The organism is Roseovarius sp. MS2 (assembly GCF_051447875.1).
Lineage (GTDB): Bacteria > Pseudomonadota > Alphaproteobacteria > Rhodobacterales > Rhodobacteraceae > Roseovarius > Roseovarius mucosus_A.
The window spans coordinates 1238289-1256090 of record NZ_JBKHVF010000001.1; the positions used below are offsets into that span (position 1 = coordinate 1238289).

General features: G+C 61.3%; 12 protein-coding genes. 11 read left to right on the top strand and 1 reads right to left on the bottom strand.

Annotated features, from left to right (window positions below):
• Positions 1-37: 37 nt before the first annotated feature.
• The 7 genes from gltB (at position 38) to tdh (ending at position 11563) form a co-directional block, all read left to right on the top strand.
• A complete protein-coding gene (gltB, locus tag ACLGGT_RS06165) occupies positions 38-4570 on the top strand; it encodes a glutamate synthase large subunit (RefSeq protein WP_008282647.1) in 4533 nt (1510 codons plus the stop codon).
• 111 nt (positions 4571-4681) lie between these two features.
• A complete protein-coding gene (mtgA, locus tag ACLGGT_RS06170; protein ID WP_081507307.1) occupies positions 4682-5389 on the top strand; it encodes a monofunctional biosynthetic peptidoglycan transglycosylase in 708 nt (235 codons plus the stop codon).
• Positions 5390-5446: 57 nt separating this feature from the next.
• Positions 5447-6112, top strand: a complete 666-nt coding sequence (fzlA, locus tag ACLGGT_RS06175) for an FtsZ-binding protein FzlA (RefSeq protein ID WP_008282649.1) — start codon at positions 5447-5449, stop codon at positions 6110-6112.
• Between the two features lie 59 nt (positions 6113-6171).
• A complete protein-coding gene (gene queG / locus ACLGGT_RS06180; RefSeq protein WP_437195324.1) occupies positions 6172-7224 on the top strand; it encodes a tRNA epoxyqueuosine(34) reductase QueG in 1053 nt (350 codons plus the stop codon).
• Positions 7225-7274: 50 nt separating this feature from the next.
• Positions 7275-9275, top strand: a complete 2001-nt coding sequence (locus tag ACLGGT_RS06185) for a hydantoinase/oxoprolinase N-terminal domain-containing protein (protein WP_437195325.1) — start codon at positions 7275-7277, stop codon at positions 9273-9275.
• A 60-nt stretch (positions 9276-9335) separates the two neighbouring features.
• On the top strand, positions 9336-10529 hold the full coding sequence (locus ACLGGT_RS06190) for a glycine C-acetyltransferase (protein ID WP_437195326.1): 1194 nt from the start codon (positions 9336-9338) through the stop codon (positions 10527-10529).
• 11 nt (positions 10530-10540) lie between these two features.
• Positions 10541-11563: an L-threonine 3-dehydrogenase gene (gene tdh / locus ACLGGT_RS06195; protein ID WP_198133616.1), complete on the top strand. Its 1023-nt coding sequence runs from the start codon at positions 10541-10543 to the stop codon at positions 11561-11563.
• 4 nt (positions 11564-11567) lie between these two features.
• On the opposite strand, the gene ACLGGT_RS06200 is transcribed toward tdh, so the two are convergent.
• Positions 11568-12026 (bottom strand): Lrp/AsnC family transcriptional regulator, encoded by a 459-nt coding sequence (locus tag ACLGGT_RS06200; protein WP_008282654.1) that lies wholly within the window; start codon positions 12024-12026, stop codon positions 11568-11570.
• Between the two features lie 139 nt (positions 12027-12165).
• Between ACLGGT_RS06200 and ald the strand changes: the two genes are divergently transcribed.
• The 4 genes from ald (at position 12166) to ACLGGT_RS06220 (ending at position 17796) form a co-directional block, all read left to right on the top strand.
• Complete coding sequence (ald, locus tag ACLGGT_RS06205; protein WP_437195327.1) at positions 12166-13278, top strand: alanine dehydrogenase; 1113 nt, start codon at positions 12166-12168, stop codon at positions 13276-13278.
• Positions 13279-13400: 122 nt separating this feature from the next.
• A complete protein-coding gene (locus ACLGGT_RS06210) occupies positions 13401-14447 on the top strand; it encodes an ABC transporter permease (protein WP_008282656.1) in 1047 nt (348 codons plus the stop codon).
• 14 nt (positions 14448-14461) lie between these two features.
• On the top strand, positions 14462-15646 hold the full coding sequence (locus ACLGGT_RS06215; RefSeq protein ID WP_437195328.1) for an ABC transporter permease: 1185 nt from the start codon (positions 14462-14464) through the stop codon (positions 15644-15646).
• A 62-nt stretch (positions 15647-15708) separates the two neighbouring features.
• Entirely contained in the window at positions 15709-17796 is a 2088-nt protein-coding gene (locus ACLGGT_RS06220) for a dipeptide ABC transporter ATP-binding protein (RefSeq protein WP_037298692.1), read from the top strand.
• The last annotated feature ends 6 nt before the right edge of the window (positions 17797-17802 follow it).

The window sequence follows — 17802 nt, forward strand, 5'->3', positions numbered from 1 at the left end:
CACACTGACCCACCAGATTAAGGAAGGGTAAAGACCGATGACGACATTTGATCTTAACTGGGCCGAAGAACAGCAAGCCAAGCGCGAGTGGTTGGCAGCCAATGGCATGTATGCCGAAGAAGAGGAGCATTCCTCTTGTGGTGTGGGCCTTGTCGTGTCGATTGACGGCAAACCGTCGCGCCGCGTGGTCGAGGCAGGGATCAACGCGCTCAAGGCGATCTGGCACCGGGGTGCCGTTGATGCCGATGGCAAGACCGGCGATGGCGCCGGCATTCATCTGCAAATCCCGGTGTCGTTCTTTTACGATCAAATCCGCCGCACTGGCCACGAGCCGAACGAGAGCCGGTTGGTTGCCGTGGGTCAGGTGTTCTTGCCGCGCACCAATTTTGGCGCGCAAGAACAGTGCCGGACCATCGTGGAAACCGAAGTGCTCCGCATGGGGCACACGATCTATGGCTGGCGGCATGTGCCGGTGGATATTTCCTGTCTTGGCGAAAAGGCCAACGCAACCCGGCCCGAGATCGAACAGATCCTGATTTCCGATGCCAAGGGATTGGATGAGGAAACATTCGAGCGGGAACTTTATGTGATCCGTCGCCGGATCGAAAAGGCGGTGCAGGCTGCCGGGATCATGGGATTCTACATGGCAAGCCTGAGCTGCCGCAGCATCATCTACAAAGGGATGATGCTGGCCGAGCAGGTGGCGGTGTTCTACCCCGATCTGATGGACGAACGGTTCAAGAGCGCCTTTGCCATTTATCATCAGCGCTATTCGACCAACACCTTCCCGCAATGGTGGCTGGCGCAGCCGTTCCGCATGCTGGCGCATAACGGCGAGATCAACACGCTCAAGGGCAATACCAATTGGATGAAAAGCCATGAGATCCGCATGGCAAGCGGGGCCTTTGGCGATCTGGCCGAAGATATCAAGCCGATCATCCCGCAAGGATCAAGCGATAGTGCCGCGCTGGATGCCGTGTTCGAGGTGCTGGTGCGCGCCGGACGTTCCGCGCCGATGGCCAAGACGATGCTGGTGCCTGAATCCTGGTCCAAGCAGGCCGAAGAGCTGCCGCAGTCGTGGCGCGATATGTATTCCTATTGCAATTCGGTGATGGAGCCGTGGGATGGCCCCGCCGCGCTGGCGATGACCGATGGCCGCTGGGTATGCGCCGGGCTTGACCGCAACGGGCTGCGGCCGATGCGGTATGTGGTTACAGGTGACGGCATGGTGATTGCCGGGTCAGAGGCCGGGATGGTCCCGATTGACGAGCGCACGGTCAAGGAAAAGGGCGCACTTGGGCCGGGCCAGATGCTGGCCGTGGATATGACCCAAGGCAAGCTCTATCACGATGCGGAAATCAAGAACCGCTTGGCGGACGCGCAGCCCTTTGGCGAATGGGTCGGCAAGATCAACGAGCTGGATGAGGCGCTTTCGGGGGCAACAGAGGCCCCGCTTTATTCCGGTTCGGACCTGCGCAAGCGGCAGATCGCAGCGGGCTATAGCATCGAGGAGCTGGAGCAGGTTTTGGCCCCCATGGCCGAGGATGGCAAAGAGGCGGTGGCTAGCATGGGCGACGACACGCCAAGTGCCGTTCTTTCCAAGCAGTATCGCCCCCTGAGCCATTTCTTCCGTCAGAATTTCAGTCAGGTGACCAATCCGCCGATTGACAGCCTGCGCGAATACCGGGTGATGAGCCTGAAGACGCGGTTCGGCAACCTCAAGAACGTGCTGGATGAATCGAGCGCGCAAACCGAGATTCTGGTCCTCGAAAGCCCGTTCGTGGGCAATGCCCAATGGGCCGAGATGATCAAACAGTTCAACGCCGATGTGACCGAGATCGACTGCACCTTTGCGCCCGGCAAGAACGCGCTGCAAGACGGGCTGGAGCGTATCCGCGCCGAGGCAGAGGATGCGATCCGCTCGGGCACCGGGCATCTCATCCTGACGGATCAACACCAGAACGAGGCCCGCGTCGGCATGCCAATGATTTTGGCGACCAGTGCGGTGCATAGCCATCTGACACGCAAGGGGCTGCGCACATTCTCGAGCCTCAACGTGCGCTCTGCCGAATGTATCGACCCGCATTATTTCGCGGTGCTGATTGGCGCGGGTGCCACGGTGGTCAACGCCTATCTGGCCGAGGACAGCATCGCCGACCGGATCGCGCGCGGATTGATCGAGGGGAGCCTGACCGAAGCAGTGGCCCGCTACCGGACAGCGATTGATCAGGGTCTGCTCAAAATCATGTCGAAGATGGGGATTTCGGTGATCTCCTCTTATCGTGGTGGTTTGAACTTTGAAGCGGTCGGGCTGAGCCGTGCGATGTGCGCAGAGTATTTCCCCGGTCTGACCAGCCGGATCAGTGGCATCGGCGTGTCGGGGATTCAGGCCAAGCTGGAAGAGGTGCATGGCCGCGCCTATGCCGGCGGGCAGGATATTCTGCCGATCGGCGGCTTTTACAAGGCGCGGAAATCGGGCGAAACCCATGCTTGGGGTGCGCAGACCATGCATATCCTGCAAACCGCCTGTAACAAGGCAAGCTATGAGCTCTGGAAGCGCTACAGCGCGGCTATGCAGGCCAATCCGCCCATTCATCTGCGCGACCTGATGGCGATCAAGCCACTGGGAAAGGCGATCCCGATTGAAGAGGTCGAGAGCGTAACCGCGATCCGCAAGCGGTTCGTGACACCGGGCATGTCGCTTGGGGCGCTGAGCCCCGAGGCGCACAAGACGCTGAACGTGGCAATGAACCGGATCGGCGCGCGCTCGGACAGTGGCGAAGGCGGCGAAGACCCGGCGCATTTCACGCCAGAGGCCAATGGCGACAACCCATCGGCCAAGATCAAGCAGGTGGCATCTGGCCGCTTTGGCGTGACGGCGGAATATCTCAACCATTGCGAAGAGTTGGAAATCAAGGTCGCGCAAGGGGCCAAGCCCGGCGAGGGCGGGCAGTTGCCGGGCATGAAAGTGACCAAGCTGATTGCACGGCTGCGCCATTCGACCGAAGGCGTGACGCTGATTTCGCCGCCGCCGCATCACGATATCTACAGTATCGAGGATCTGGCGCAGCTCATCTATGACCTCAAGCAGATCAATCCGGGCGTCAAAGTATGCGTCAAGCTGGTGGCGCAATCCGGTGTGGGCACGATTGCCGCCGGTGTGGCCAAGGCCAAGGCGGATGTGATCCTGATCTCCGGGCATAATGGTGGCACCGGCGCATCCCCCGCAACGAGCATCAAATATGCCGGCCTGCCGTGGGAAATGGGCCTGACCGAGGCGCATCAGGTGCTGAGCATGAACAATCTGCGCGAGCGGATCACGCTGCGCACCGATGGCGGGCTGCGTACCGGGCGCGATATCGTCATGGCGGCGATGATGGGGGCCGAGGAATATGGCATCGGCACCGCAGCGCTGATCGCGATGGGCTGTATCATGGTGCGTCAGTGCCAGTCGAACACCTGTCCCGTGGGCGTTTGCACGCAGGACGAGGCGCTGCGCGCCAAGTTCACCGGCAATGCCGACAAAGTGGTGAACCTCATCACTTTCTACGCGCAGGAGGTGCGGGAAATCCTTGCCTCTATCGGTGCGCGCAGCCTTGATGAGGTGATCGGGCGGGCGGATCTGCTGACGCAGGTGTCGCGCGGGTCGGCGCATCTGGATGATCTTGACCTCAACCCGATGCTGATCACCGTCGATGGGGCACAACACCAGCGCTATGACCGGCTCAAGCCGCGCAACGAGGTGCCCGATACGCTGGACGCCGAAATCGTGCGCGATGCCGCGCGGTTCCTGAACGATGGTGAGAAGATGCAGCTGCATTATGCGGTGCAGAACACGCATCGCACCGTGGGCACGCGGGTATCCAGCCATATCGTGCGCAAGTTCGGAATGCGCAATAGCCTTCAGCCCGATCACCTGACGGTCAAGCTGACGGGAAGTGCGGGGCAGAGCCTTGGGGCCTTTGCCGCGCCGGGCCTCAAGATCGAGGTCTCGGGCGACGCCAATGACTATGTGGGCAAGGGCCTTTCGGGGGCAACCATCGTGGTACGCCCACCAATGGCCAGCCCGCTGGTTGCCGCCGAAAACACGATCATCGGCAATACCGTGCTCTATGGCGCGACCGATGGCTATCTCTTTGCCGCGGGCCGTGCTGGCGAACGCTTTGCCGTGCGCAATTCGGGTGCAAAGGTGGTGATCGAGGGCTGCGGCAGCAATGGCTGTGAATACATGACCGGCGGCGTTGCGGTGATCCTTGGCGATATCGGGGCCAATTTTGGCGCCGGCATGACCGGCGGCATGGCCTATCTCTATGATCCGCAGGGCCGCGCGCCGACACTGGTCAATGGCGAAACCCTGGTCAGTTGTGCCGTAACAGAGCCGCATTGGGAGGCCGAGCTGAAAGGGCTGATCGAGCGGCATGTCGCGGAAACCGGCAGCCGCCGGGGGCAGGACATCCTGCAATACTGGGATCAAGAGCGGGCACATTTCATCCAGCTTTGCCCCAAGGAGATGCTCAACAAGCTGAGCCATCCGCTTGGCATGGTGCCAGAGGCTATTCCGGCAGAATAGAGACGAAATCCGGGGGCTCTGCCCCCGGACCCCCGGAGTATTTTCGCCAAGAAGAACCCGACCCGCGCCAAAGGTGTTTTGCGTGCCCGCGCAGGGCGTTATAGCTGTTACATGGCACGCGCGCGCAAATCCCCACCCTTACGGGCGAAATCCCGATGGACGCCGACCACATGGCTGGTGCGCTGGTCGCTTGTGGCCGTGCTGATCGTGATCGGAGTGATCGCAACCCATCGTGAGATCGCACCGCCCAAGACCTATTACATGGGTCAGGAAGAGCGGCGACTGGGCCGCATCGCCCAGGACTGGGTGCCAATGGCGCAAATTGCGCCAGTGATGGCGCGGTCCCTGGTGGCGGCAGAGGATGCCAATTTTTGCCAGCACTGGGGGTTTGATATGGCGGCCATTCGCACGGCGATCGCCGAGGGATCAGGGCGCGGGGCCTCGACGCTCAGTCAGCAAGTCGTCAAGAATGTCTATCTCTGGCATGGGCGCAATTGGGCGCGCAAGGCGCTGGAGGCCAGCATTACTCCGGTGGTCGAAACGCTTTGGTCGAAACGACGGATCATCGAGGTCTATCTTAACGTTGCAGAGTTTGATGAGGGGGTTTTCGGGGTTGAGGCCGCCGCGCGGCACTATTTCGGCGTGAGCGCCGCCGACCTGAGCGCCACGCAAGCGGCACGGCTGGCGGCGGTGCTGCCTGATCCCAAGGGACGCTCCGCGTCAAAACCATCGCAGGCATTGCGCAACCGGGCCGCTGGTATCCTTGATGGGGCGGCAACGATTGACCGAGATGGGCGCGCCACCTGTTTCGAGGATTGAAAACCGCAGCCAAAGGGGGCATTGAGGGGCGACCCCCGAGACCACAGGTAATCGTTCATGGCCAAGCTCTATCATGTCCCGCTCTCGCCCTTTTGCCGCAAGGTTCGGCTGAGTCTGGCGGAAAAGCGGATCGAATGTGAGCTGGTGGAAGAGCGCTATTGGGAGCAGGATCCGGATTTTCTGCGCCGCAACCCGGCCGGCAAAGTGCCCGTGCTGCGGATCGACGGCAAGACCATGTCGGAGAGTGCCGCGATCTGCGAATATCTCGAAGAGAAGTATCCCGAACCGTCCCTGATGCCCAAAGGCACCGATGCGCGCTATGAGGTGCGGCGGCTGGTGGGGTGGTTTGACGACAAGTTTCATAGCGAAGTGACCAGCAAGTTGGTCTATGAGCGGGTGAACAAGAAGGTGATGAAGCTAGGCTTTCCCGACAGTCGCAATGTCAAGGACGGCGCCAAGGCGATCAAATATCATCTGGATTACATGGCGTGGCTGTTGGATCACCGGCGCTGGCTGGCGGGCGATGTGATGACGCTGGCGGATTTTGCGGCGGCCGCGCATCTTAGCGCGCTGGATTACATCAGCGATGTAGACTGGACGCGCAGCGAGGCGGTCAAGGATTGGTATGCCAAGATCAAGTCGCGCCCGGCGTTCCGCGGGATTCTGGCGGATCAAGTGTCGGGATTTCCGCCGCCTGCGCATTATGCTGATCTCGACTTTTAGGTTGGGGGCGCTGCCCCCGTCGCCGCAAGCGGCGACTCCCCCGAGGTATTTTGCGCCAGATGAATGTTGGGCTGAAACAGAGACTGATTGATCAAGCGCTAGCCGAAGGGTTTGACGCCTGTCGGCTGTGTCGCCCATGGGATGTGGGGCATGTGCCCGAGCGTTTGGCCGCATTTCTTGGGCAGGGCTATCACGGGCAGATGGGCTGGCTGGCAGAGCGCAGCGAGTGGCGCGGCGCGCCTGAGGCGCTCTGGCCCGAGGCGCGCACCGTCATCATGTTGGGCGAAAGCTATACCCCCGAGGAAGACCCCTTGGCCGGGTTGAAGCGGCCCGATTGCGGCAACATCTCGGTTTATGCACGTAACAGAGACTATCACGACACGGTCAAGAAGCGGTTGAAGCGCTTGGCGCGCTGGCTGATCGACGCGGGCGGCGGGGAGGTGAAGGTGTTTGTTGATACGGCCCCCGTGCCGGAAAAGCCGCTTGGACAAGCGGCGGGGCTGGGATGGCAGGGCAAGCACACCAATCTGGTGAGCCGTGAGTTGGGAAGCTGGTTTTTTCTTGGGTCCGTTTTTACGACACTGGATCTAGAGACGGATCCGGCAGAAATCGATCATTGTGGGTCTTGCCGCGCCTGTCTTGACATCTGTCCCACCGATGCTTTTCCCGCGCCCTATCAGTTGGACGCGCGGCGCTGTATTTCCTATCTGACGATCGAGCATAAGGGGCCCGTGGATGAAGCCCTGCGCCCCGGTCTGGGCAACCGGATTTACGGCTGCGACGATTGTCTGGCGGTCTGCCCATGGAACAAGTTTGCGGTTACGGCGCGTGAAGTGAAGTATCACGCGCGCGAGGATCTGGTGGCGCCACGGCTGGCGGAGCTGGCAATGCTGGACGATACCGCGTTCCGTGCGCGATTTTCCGGCAGCCCGATCAAGCGCATCGGGCGGGATCGGTTTTTGCGCAATGTGCTCTATGCGATTGGCAATTCCGCAGATCCAAGCTTGCGCGCGGTGGCGCAATCGCAGTGCGAGGATGCGGATGCGGCCGTCGCGGATGCGGCGCGGTGGGCGGTCAAACGACTGGATCGTGACGCAAACGGGCTGGCATAGCGCGAGAAACCCGCTACACCCCTAGCCTGACAGTCAAAGAGGGCAGGCAGATGGCGTTGTTGTTGGGCGTGGACACCGGGGGCACTTATACCGATGCCGTTCTGATCCGGGATGAGCGCGAGGTGATTGCGAGCGCCAAGGCGCTGACGACACGGGCCGATCTGGCCGTGGGAATTGGTGCTGCGGTCGAGGCCGTGCTGCGCGAAAGCGGCGCGAATGTGGGCGATATCGGCCTTGCCTCCCTCTCGACGACCTTGGCGACCAACGCGCTTGTCGAGGGGCAAGGCGGGCGCGCGGGCCTAGTTTATATCGGGTTTCGGGCGGCAGATTTGCAGGCACATGGGCTGGCCGAGGCGCTGGGCGGTGACCCGGCGATTGTGCTGAATGGTGGCCATAACCACGCCGGAGGCGAGGCAATGCCGCTGGATAAAGAGGCGCTTTTGGCCTGGTTAGAGACTGGAACAGGGGCAGAGGCCTATGCGGTGGCATCGCTCTTTGCCACCAGAAACCCCGCGCATGAATTGGCGGCGGCAGAGACGATCCGCGCGGTAACGGGACGGCCTGTGAGCCTGTCGCATCATCTGTCGGCCAAGCTCAACGGGCCGAAACGGGCGCTGACCGCGCTGCTGAACGCGCGGCTCATCGGGATGATTGCGCGGCTGATCGACCGAGCCGAGGGCAAGCTGGGCGAGTTGGGGATACACGCGCCGCTGATGGTGGTGCGGGGAGACGGGGCGTTGATCAGTGCCGATCAAGCGCGGGAACGCCCCATCGAGACCATTCTGAGCGGGCCTGCGGCAAGCATCGTGGGCGCGCGCTGGCTGACCGGGGCGGCGCATGCGCTGGTGTCGGATATTGGCGGAACAACGACCGATGTGGCGGTCCTGCGCGAGGGGAGACCGGCGATTGATCCCGAAGGCGCGCGTGTGGGCCCATGGCGCACCATGGTCGAAGCGGTCGCGATGCGAACCTTTGGGCTGGGTGGTGACAGTGAGGTTCATGTGCGCGACGAAGGGCTGGAGGGCGGCGTGATCCTCGGCCCGCGGCGCGTGGTGCCGGTGAGCCTGATGGCGGCAGAGGCACGCGAGGCGGTGCATGGCGTGTTGGAGGAACAATTGCGGGCAGTGGCACCCGGCGAGCATGACGCGCGGTTCGTGCGCGCGGTACCGGGGATCGAGGCCGGGGGATTAGGCGAGCGCGAAGAAGCTCTGTTGGGCCGGATTGGTGTCGATGTGCGCCCCGTCGGCAAGGTGCTTAAGACGCGCATGGATGGCGCGGCGCTGACACGCTTGGTGCGCCGGGGGCTGGTGCAGGTGGCGGGTATCACGCCGTCGGATGCAAGCCATGTGCTGGGCGGGCTGGACAGTTGGGATGCAGAGGCCGCGCGCATGGCGTTGGAACTGGTGGCGCGCAAGCGAACCGGGTCGGGCAACCGGCTGGCAGAGGGGCCAGAGCATTTGGCGCGCATGATCGTGGATCGCCTGACGCATCAGACAAGTCTGGCCTTGTTAGAGACTGCTTTTGCCGAAGAAGACATGGACTTTGGCCTGTCTCCTACGGCGCTGGCCGAGCATGTGCTGATGCAAAAAGGGTTGGATGGGCATCGCGGTTTGGTGCGAATCGAGAGCGGGCTGGCGGTGCCGGTGATTGGTCTCGGTGCGTCGGCGGCGAGCTATTATGGCGCGGTGGGCGCGCGGCTGGGCTGCGAGATGATCCTGCCTGCGCATGGCGGCGTGGCCAATGCGATTGGCGCGGTGGTGGGCCGTGTGACAATCCGGCGGGGCGGCACGGTGACATCACCCTCTGAGGGCAAATACCGCGTGCATCTTGAAAGCGGGCCAGAGGATTATGCCGCGTCCGATGCCGCGATGGCGGCGCTAGAGGCGGTTTTGCGGGCCGAAGCACAAGCCGAAGCCGAGGCGGCCGGGGCAGTGGATATTCATGTTACCGCGCGCCGTGCCGTAAAAGAAGCGCAGGCCGAGGCGCGACGGGTGTTTTTGGAAGCTGAAATCGTGGTAGAGGCGAGTGGACGGCCTCGTATCGCCGTCTGAGGTGTGGGGGCGCTGCCCCCGGTCCCGGAGCAGTTCGGGAACACTGAACGGGAGGGCGACATGACAGCAGCAGATCGGTTTGACGCGGATATTGCAGGGCGACTGGACGGGTTGCGCGATGAGGGGCTCTATAAGGGCGAGCGGGTGATCGCCTCGATGCAGGCGGGCGAGGTGCGGCTGGCGGATGGGCGCGCGGTGGTGAACCTCTGCGCCAACAATTACCTGGGTCTGGCAGATCATCCCGAAGTGATCGCGGCGGCGCATACGGCGCTGGACCGTTACGGGTTTGGCATGGCGAGCGTGCGGTTTATTTGCGGAACGCAGGAAGAGCACAAAGAGCTGGAGGCCCGGATCGCCGGGTTTTTAGGGTGTGAGGATGCGATCCTTTATGCGGCGGCGTTTGACGCGAATACCGGTTTGTTCGAGACGATCTTGGGGCCAGAGGATGCGATTATCAGCGATGCGCTCAACCATGCGAGCATCATCGACGGTATCCGGCTCTGCAAGGCGGAGCGCTATCGCTACGCCAATCGCGACATGGCCGATCTGGAGCGGTGTTTGCGCGAGGCGAAGGACGCGCGGCATCGGCTGATTGCAACGGATGGCGTGTTCTCGATGGATGGAACTTATGCGCCCTTGGATGAAATTTGCGATTTGGCCGCGCGCTATGATGCAATGGTGATGGTGGATGATTGCCATGCCACCGGCTTTGTCGGCGAGACCGGGCGCGGCACACCCGAGCGGTTCGGGGTGATGGACCGCGTGGATATCCTGACCGGCACGCTGGGCAAGGCGCTGGGCGGGGCCTCGGGCGGGTATACGGCGGCAAGTGCGCAGGTGGTGGATTGGCTGCGGCAACGCTCGCGCCCGTATCTTTTTTCCAACACGCTGGCGCCGGTGATTGCGGGGGCCTCGCTCAAAGTCTTTGATATGCTGGAGGACGGCGCGGAGCGGCGTGCGCGGCTCTGGGACAATGCAGCGTATTTCCGCGAGAGGATGGGCGCGCTGGGGTTTGAAATGCTGCCCGGCGAACATGCGATCATCCCGGTCATGTTGCGCGATCAGAAGCTGGCGCAAGAAATGGCAGCGCGGCTGAATGATCGCGGCGTTTATGTGACCGCCTTCAGCTTTCCGGTGGTGCCCAAGGGGCAGGATCGGATCAGAACGCAAATGAGTGCCGGGCTTACGCGCGATATGCTGGACCGGGCGATTGACGCTTTTGCGGTCGTGGGCCGCGACCTAGGAGTGATCTGATGCAGAACGAGATGAAGGCGCTGGTCAAAGCCAAGGCCGAGCCGGGGCTCTGGATGGAATACGTGCCGGTGCCCGAGGTTGGGCCATCGGATGTGCTGATCAAGGTGCGCAAATCGGCGATTTGCGGCACCGATGTGCATATCTGGAAATGGGATGAATTCTCGGCCCGGACCGTGCCGGTGCCGATGGTTGTGGGCCATGAATTCGTCGGCGAGATTGTCGATACCGGACCTGCGGCGGTGAAATACCGGATTGGTCAGCGGGTGAGCGGCGAGGGGCATATCGTCTGCGGCACCTGTCGGAACTGTCGCGCGGGGCGAGGGCATCTGTGCCGCAATACCAAAGGGGTGGGCGTGCATCGCCCCGGTTCCTTTGCCGAATATCTCTGTATCCCCGAAAGCAATGTGGTGCCAATTCCAGAGGATATTCCCGACGAGATTGCAGCAATCTTTGATCCCTTTGGCAATGCGGTGCATACCGCGCTCAGTTTCGATCTGGTGGGTGAAGATGTGCTTGTCACAGGCGCGGGGCCGATTGGCATCATGGGGGCGCTGGTCGCGCAAAAGGTGGGCGCGCGCAAGGTGGTGATCACCGATATCAACCCCTACCGTCTTGATCTGGCGCAGCGGATGGGGGTGCAGCATGTGGTTGATGTGGGCAAAGAGCACCTGCGCGATGTGATGGCCGACATCGGCATGACCGAAGGCTTTGACGTGGGGCTTGAGATGTCTGGTGCGGCCCCGGCGATGCAGCAGATGATCGCGCGGATGAACAATGGCGGCAAGCTGGCGCTGTTGGGGATTGCGCCCACGGAATTTGCGGTGGATTGGAACGCGGTGATTTTCAAGATGCTGCATATCAAGGGCATCTATGGCCGCGAGATGTATGAGACTTGGTACAAGATGATCGCGCTGGTGCAATCGGGGCTGGATGTGTCGGGCCTTATCACCCACCGGATCGGAATTGATGATTTCGAGCAGGGCTTTGCCGCGATGATTTCGGGCAATTCGGGCAAGGTGGTGATGGACTGGTAGGGGATCAGAGCGGCAGCGCGGTGGTCTTGAACACGGTGCGCAGGGCAAAGCTTGATTGCATTTTCGCCACGCCGGGCAGCCGGGTCAGGTATTGGCGGTGGATACGCGCGAAATCCTCGGTATCCTCTGCGACGACCTTGAGGATATAGTCTGCAGTGCCGGCGGTGAGGTGACATTCCAGCACATCGGGCACCCGCGCCACCGCCTTTTCAAAGGCGTCGAGCACCTCGTCTGCCTGCGTGGTAAGCGTAATCTCGACAAAAATCGTGGCGGGCACGCCCATCTTGCGCGGGTCAAGCAGAGCGACATAGCCCTTGATATACCCATCGGATTCAAGGCGCTGAACGCGGCGGTGACAGGCAGAGGCGGAGAGATTGACCTCTTCTGCGAGGTCGGCGTTGGAAATGCGCCCGCGCCGCTGAAGGACATGCAACAAGCGACGATCTGTCGGATCGAGGGACATTTGCGCAAGACCTTTCCCACTAATCACGTAATTTCCGAAGGATATTCACAAAATCCCGTAAAAGGCGAGCGAAATTTCAATCTCCTTGCGCGCATTCTGTTGCAGACTCCGCGCAAAACAACACAGGGAGGAGTATAATATGAAAATAGGTTGTCCGACGGAAATCAAGCCACAAGAATTCCGCGTAGGCATGACGCCCAATGCCGCAAAAGAGGCGGTGGGTCATGGCCATGAGGTGCTGATCCAATCCGGCGCAGGCCTTGGAGCAGGGTTTGACGATGCCGCTTATGAGGCGGCAGGCGCCAAGATTGTTGGCACCGCCACAGAGATTTTCGCACAGTCCGACATGGTGGTGAAGGTCAAGGAACCGCAGGCCGCCGAGCGCAAGATGCTGCGCGAGGGGCAGGTTCTGTTCACCTATCTGCATCTGGCACCGGACCCCGAACAAACCAAGGATTTGTTGGCCTCGGGTGCGACCTGCATCGCCTATGAAACGGTGACGGATCGCGCGGGCGGTCTGCCGCTCCTTGCGCCGATGTCGGAAGTTGCCGGGCGCTTGGCGCCCCAAGTGGGCGCGTGGACGCTGCAAAAGGCCAACGGCGGGCGCGGCGTACTGATGGGCGGCGTGCCCGGTGTGGGCCCGGCGCGGGTGATCGTGATCGGCGGCGGTGTCGTGGGCACGCATGCCGCCAAGATCGCCGCAGGCATGGGCGCGGATGTGACCGTGCTCGATCGCTCCTTGCCGCGTCTGCGCTATCTCGATGACGTGTTTGGCGGGTCGTTCAAGACCGGCTATTCCTCGGCTGGGTTGCTGGCAGAGTTGCTGCCGCAGGCGGATATGGTGATTGGCGCGGTGCTGATCCCCGGTGCCGCCGCCCCCAAGCTGGTGCGCCGCGATCAGTTTCCGATGATGAAGCCGGGATCGGTGCTGGTGGATGTGGCAATTGACCAAGGCGGGTGCTTTGAAACCTCGCGCGCCACGACGCACCAAGACCCCATCTATGAGGTCGACGGGATCATGCATTACTGCGTGGCGAACATGCCGGGCGCGGTAGCGCGCACCTCGACGCTGGCGCTGGGCAATGCCACGATGCCCTTCATGCTGGCGCTGGCCGACAAGGGCTGGAAACGCGCCTGTGCCGAGGATGTGCATCTGCTGAACGGTCTGAATGTGCATGCCGGTCAGTTGACCTATGCCGCTGTCGGCGAGGCGCTGGGGATAGCCACGGTTGATCCCAAATCGCTGATCTAACGGACAGCGCCCCCAGTCCGAAAAGGCTGGGGGCGTTTTCTGACAAGACCACGTCGCAAATGATGCTGGACCGCCTGCCCCCCGTCGACTAGCGTCATTGAAAACGCCAACAGGGGGCGATTATGGCCATGTTCATCCTGCGCCGTGTTGGGGTCATGATCCTGACGGCGCTCTGTCTGACATTTATCGTCTTTTTCCTGACCAATCTTTATCCCAACCTCGAAAAGCTGGCCAAGACCCAAGGCGACTTTCGCATGAGCGATGAGGAAGTGGCCAGTTATCTGGGCCGCAATGGCTATTTGCAGCCGATGGCGGTGAAATATGGGCAATGGCTGGGCGTGGTTCCGGGTTTCGTGATCCTTGATCGCGACGGGGTGACGCGCGGGCAGTGCATCGAACCGGGCACCGCCCCTGAGGATGCGCCAAGGTTCTGCGGCATTCTGCAAGGCGACTGGGGCTATTCGACCGTGTTCCGCGAGGATGTGGGCAAGATCCTTGGCGACAAGCTGGCGCTGACAGGCAGGCTGATGTTCTGGGTGATGGTGTTGATGGTGCCCTCGGCCCTGATCCTTGGCATCTTGGCGGGGATGCGTGAGGGGTCGCGCACCGACCGCACGCTGTCGACTTTTGCCATCACCACCACGGCCACACCGGAATATGTGTCGGGCGTGCTCTTTATCGCGGTGTTTGCCAGCACGGCGGTGGGCCTCAAATGGTTCAAGGGCACGGCAACGGCGGCGATGGATAACCCGACGTTCGAGAATTTCTTTTTGCCGGTTCTGACCATCGCGCTCTATGGTATGGGCTATATCGCGCGGATGACGCGGGCCTCTATGGCCGAGGTGATGACCGCGCAATATATCCGCACCGCGCGCCTCAAAGGCGTGAGTTTCCCGAATGTCGTGATGAAACACGCGCTGCGCAACGCGCTTATCGCGCCCTTTACGGTGATCATGCTGCAATTCCCATGGCTTTTGAACGGGGTCGTGATTGTTGAAACCCTGTTCAACTACAAGGGCTTTGGCTGGACGCTGGTGCAGGCGGCGGGCAACAATGACATCGAATTGCTGCTGGGGGTTTCCGTGATCTCTGTGGTGGTGGTGCTGGTGACGCAGCTGATTTCAGACATCGGCTATGTCTTTCTCAATCCGCGCATCAGCGTGCGCTAGGGGGTATCGGGACCATGGAACCATTAAGCTGGAGCGAGATTGCCCTGCGGATGCTGGGGCTGTTCCTGCCGGTCTGGATCGCGCTGATTGTGACCTTTGCGCTGTCGATCACCTTCAAGCGGCGTTTGGGTCTCTATGGCAAGCTGTTTGACAGCCCCATCGGGATGGTCGGCTTTGCCATGGTGATGTTCTGGGTGTTCACCGGCATCTTTGGCGGTGCCTTTGACATGATCCTGACGCATGATGTGCTGTCACAATCCGCCACGATGAAGAACAAAGGGCCGGGCACGCCCTTTACCCAGATGATGGGCACGCCCGATCCGGGGGCCTATCCCTATTACCTTTTGGGCGGGGATAATCTGGGCCGGGATGTCTTTAGCCGAATGATCGCGGGCGCGTGGGAGGTCATCAAGATCGCGCCCTTTGCCAGCATGTTCTCCTTCATGGTGGGCATCACGCTGGGCCTGCCTGCGGGCTATTATGGTGGGCGACTGGACACGCTTTTGTCGTTCATGGCCAACCTGATCCTCGCCTTTCCGGTGATCCTGCTGTTTTACCTGCTGGTCACGCCGGAAATCGTGCAGACAGGGATACCCGTCTATATGGCGGCGGTGCTGTTTCTTTTTCCGATCATATTTCTGCTGCTGTTGTGGAATTCGCGCTATCACACGCAACCGTCGCGGCGGAACGTCTATTTGGGGGTCACGTTGGTGATCGGTCTCTGGCTCTATTCCGGGATTGCCTGGGATGCCGATCCGCTGGGGCTGGTCAGCTTTCCGCCCAACCTCTTGGTGGTGTTCGTGGCGGTTGTGTTCGTCAATTCACCCACGGTGTTCCGGATCGTGCGCGGCCTGACCATGGATATCAAAACGCGCGATTACGTGGCGGCGGCGCAGACACGGGGCGAGCGGCCTTGGTACATCATGCTGTGGGAAATCCTGCCCAATGCGCGCGGGCCGCTCTTGGTCGATTTCTGCCTGAGGATTGGCTATACGACGATCCTTTTGGGCACGCTCGGGTTCTTTGGTCTGGGGCTCAGCCCCGAGAGCCCGGATTGGGGCAGCACCATCAACGACGGGCGTAAATTGCTGACGATGTATCTGCATCCCGCACTTCCGCCGGCCTTTGCGCTCTTGTCTTTGGTGCTGGGCCTCAACCTCTTGGCGGATGGTCTGCGCGAAGAAAGCCTGCGTGATTGAAGATGAGTATTTGAAGAACGCTGAAAGAGCGCGGCAGCGCCCCGGTGACAAGGGAGATGGACATGGCCAAGCTGGACTATGACGGGCCGATCCTCGAGATCGAGAACCTGTCGATTTCCTTTTTCACCCGGTTGCGCGAAATTCCGGCGGTGATGGATTTTTCCGTGACGGTGCAACCCGGCGAGGCGGTGGGGCTGGTGGGCGAATCCGGCTGCGGCAAATCCACCGTGGCGTTGGGCGTGATGCAGGATCTGGGCGTGAATGGCCGCATCGTGGGCGGGTCGGTGCGGTTCAAAGGCCGCGATCTGGCCAAGATGAGCGCCGCCGAATTGCGCGATATTCGCGGCAATGAAATCGCGATGATCTATCAGGAACCGATGGCGAGCCTGAACCCGGCGATGCGGATCGGCAAGCAACTGATCGAAGTGCCCATGATCCATGAGGGCATTTCCGAATCCGAGGCTTGGGCGCGGGCGCTAGAGGTGGTGCGCGATGTGAAACTGCCCGATCCCGAACGCATCATGCGCAGCTATCCCCATCAGTTGAGCGGCGGACAGCAACAGCGCATCGTCATTGCCATGGCGCTGATGTCAAAACCGTCGCTCTTGATCCTCGACGAGCCGACGACCGCGCTTGATGTGACGGTCGAGGCGGCAGTGGTGGAGCTGGTCAAGGATCTGGGCAAGAAATACGGCACCTCGATGCTCTTCATCAGTCACAACCTTGGTCTGGTGCTGGAAACCTGCGACCGGATTTGCGTGATGTATTCCGGCGAGGCGGTTGAAACCGGCAGCATCAAGGATGTGTTCGACAAGATGCAGCATCCCTATACGCAGGCGCTATTCCGGTCGATCCCCCTGCCCGGCGCGGACAAGAACACGCGACCGCTCAAGGCTATTCCGGGCAATTTCCCCCTGCCGCATGAACGCCCAGAGGGCTGCAATTTCGGGCCACGCTGCGATTATTTTCAGGCGGGCCTGTGCGATGGCGGCGATATTCCCATGGCGGGGATCAGGGGCGATGACCGGCATTTCACCCGCTGTCTGCGGTTTGCCGACATTGATTGGAACGCCCCGATCGAGGCCATGGCGCAACATGAGGCGACCGCGCCGGGCAAGGTCGTGCTCAAGATGGAGAACCTCAAGAAATATTACGAGGTGGCAGCCAATGCGCTGTTTGGTGGGAGCAGCGGCAAAAAGGTGGTCAAGGCCAATGAAACTCTGAGTTTCGAGGCCCGCGAGAGCGAGACGCTGGCGATTGTGGGCGAGTCGGGCTGTGGCAAATCCACATTCGCCAAGGTCTTGATGGGGCTAGAGACCGCGACCGAGGGGCAAATCCTGCTGGATAACCGCAATATCGAGCAGATCCCGATTGAGAAGCGCGATACGCAAACCGTGGCCGATGTGCAGATGGTGTTTCAAAACCCGTTCGATACGCTCAACCCGTCGATGACGGTGGGCCGCCAGATCATCCGCGCGCTCGAGGTGTTTGGCATCGGCGACACGGATCAGGCGCGCCGCGACGAGATGCTGCGCCTGCTTGATCTGGTGAAACTGCCGAGGGAATTTGCCGAACGTATGCCGCGTCAACTGTCGGGCGGGCAGAAACAGCGCGTGGGCATCGCCCGCGCCTTTGCCGGCGGTGCGCGCATCGTGGTGGCGGATGAACCGGTGTCGGCGCTGGATGTGAGCGTGCAGGCGGCGGTGACAGATCTGCTGATGGAGATTCAGCGCAAGCAAAAGACAACCCTTCTCTTCATCAGCCACGACCTTAGCATCGTGCGTTATCTGAGTGATCGGGTGATGGTGATGTATCTTGGGCATGTCGTGGAACTGGGCACCACCGATCAGGTGTTCGCCCCCCCCTATCACCCCTATACCGAGGCGTTGCTTTCGGCCGTGCCGATTGCCGATACGCGGATCACCAAGAAACATATCGTGCTTGAGGGTGATGTGCCTTCGGCCATGAACCCGCCGCCCGGCTGCCCGTTCCAGACGCGGTGCCGATGGAAATCAGAGGTGCCGGGGGGCCTGTGCGAACGCGAGGTGCCGCCGGTGCGTGAACTGGTGCCGGGGCATCAGGTGAAATGCCACCTGTCGCAAGAGATGTTCAACCAGATGGAGCCGGTGATCACGGTGGCGGCGGAATAGGGTCTG

Excerpts from the sequence above, each read along its gene's own strand:
- queG (WP_437195324.1), top strand. The coding sequence starts at position 6,172 with ATGAATGTTGGGCTGAAACAGAGACTGATTGATCAAGCGCTAGCCGAA.
- ACLGGT_RS06190 (WP_437195326.1), top strand. The coding sequence starts at position 9,336 with ATGACAGCAGCAGATCGGTTTGACGCGGATATTGCAGGGCGACTGGAC.
- mtgA (WP_081507307.1), top strand. The coding sequence starts at position 4,682 with ATGGCACGCGCGCGCAAATCCCCACCCTTACGGGCGAAATCCCGATGG.
- tdh (WP_198133616.1), top strand. The coding sequence starts at position 10,541 with ATGAAGGCGCTGGTCAAAGCCAAGGCCGAGCCGGGGCTCTGGATGGAA.
- ACLGGT_RS06185 (WP_437195325.1), top strand. The coding sequence starts at position 7,275 with ATGGCGTTGTTGTTGGGCGTGGACACCGGGGGCACTTATACCGATGCC.
- fzlA (WP_008282649.1), top strand. The coding sequence starts at position 5,447 with ATGGCCAAGCTCTATCATGTCCCGCTCTCGCCCTTTTGCCGCAAGGTT.
- gltB (WP_008282647.1), top strand. The coding sequence starts at position 38 with ATGACGACATTTGATCTTAACTGGGCCGAAGAACAGCAAGCCAAGCGC.
- ACLGGT_RS06200 (WP_008282654.1), bottom strand. The coding sequence starts at position 12,026 with ATGTCCCTCGATCCGACAGATCGTCGCTTGTTGCATGTCCTTCAGCGG.
- ACLGGT_RS06210 (WP_008282656.1), top strand. The coding sequence starts at position 13,401 with ATGGCCATGTTCATCCTGCGCCGTGTTGGGGTCATGATCCTGACGGCG.
- ACLGGT_RS06220 (WP_037298692.1), top strand. The coding sequence starts at position 15,709 with ATGGCCAAGCTGGACTATGACGGGCCGATCCTCGAGATCGAGAACCTG.
- ald (WP_437195327.1), top strand. The coding sequence starts at position 12,166 with ATGAAAATAGGTTGTCCGACGGAAATCAAGCCACAAGAATTCCGCGTA.
- ACLGGT_RS06215 (WP_437195328.1), top strand. The coding sequence starts at position 14,462 with ATGGAACCATTAAGCTGGAGCGAGATTGCCCTGCGGATGCTGGGGCTG.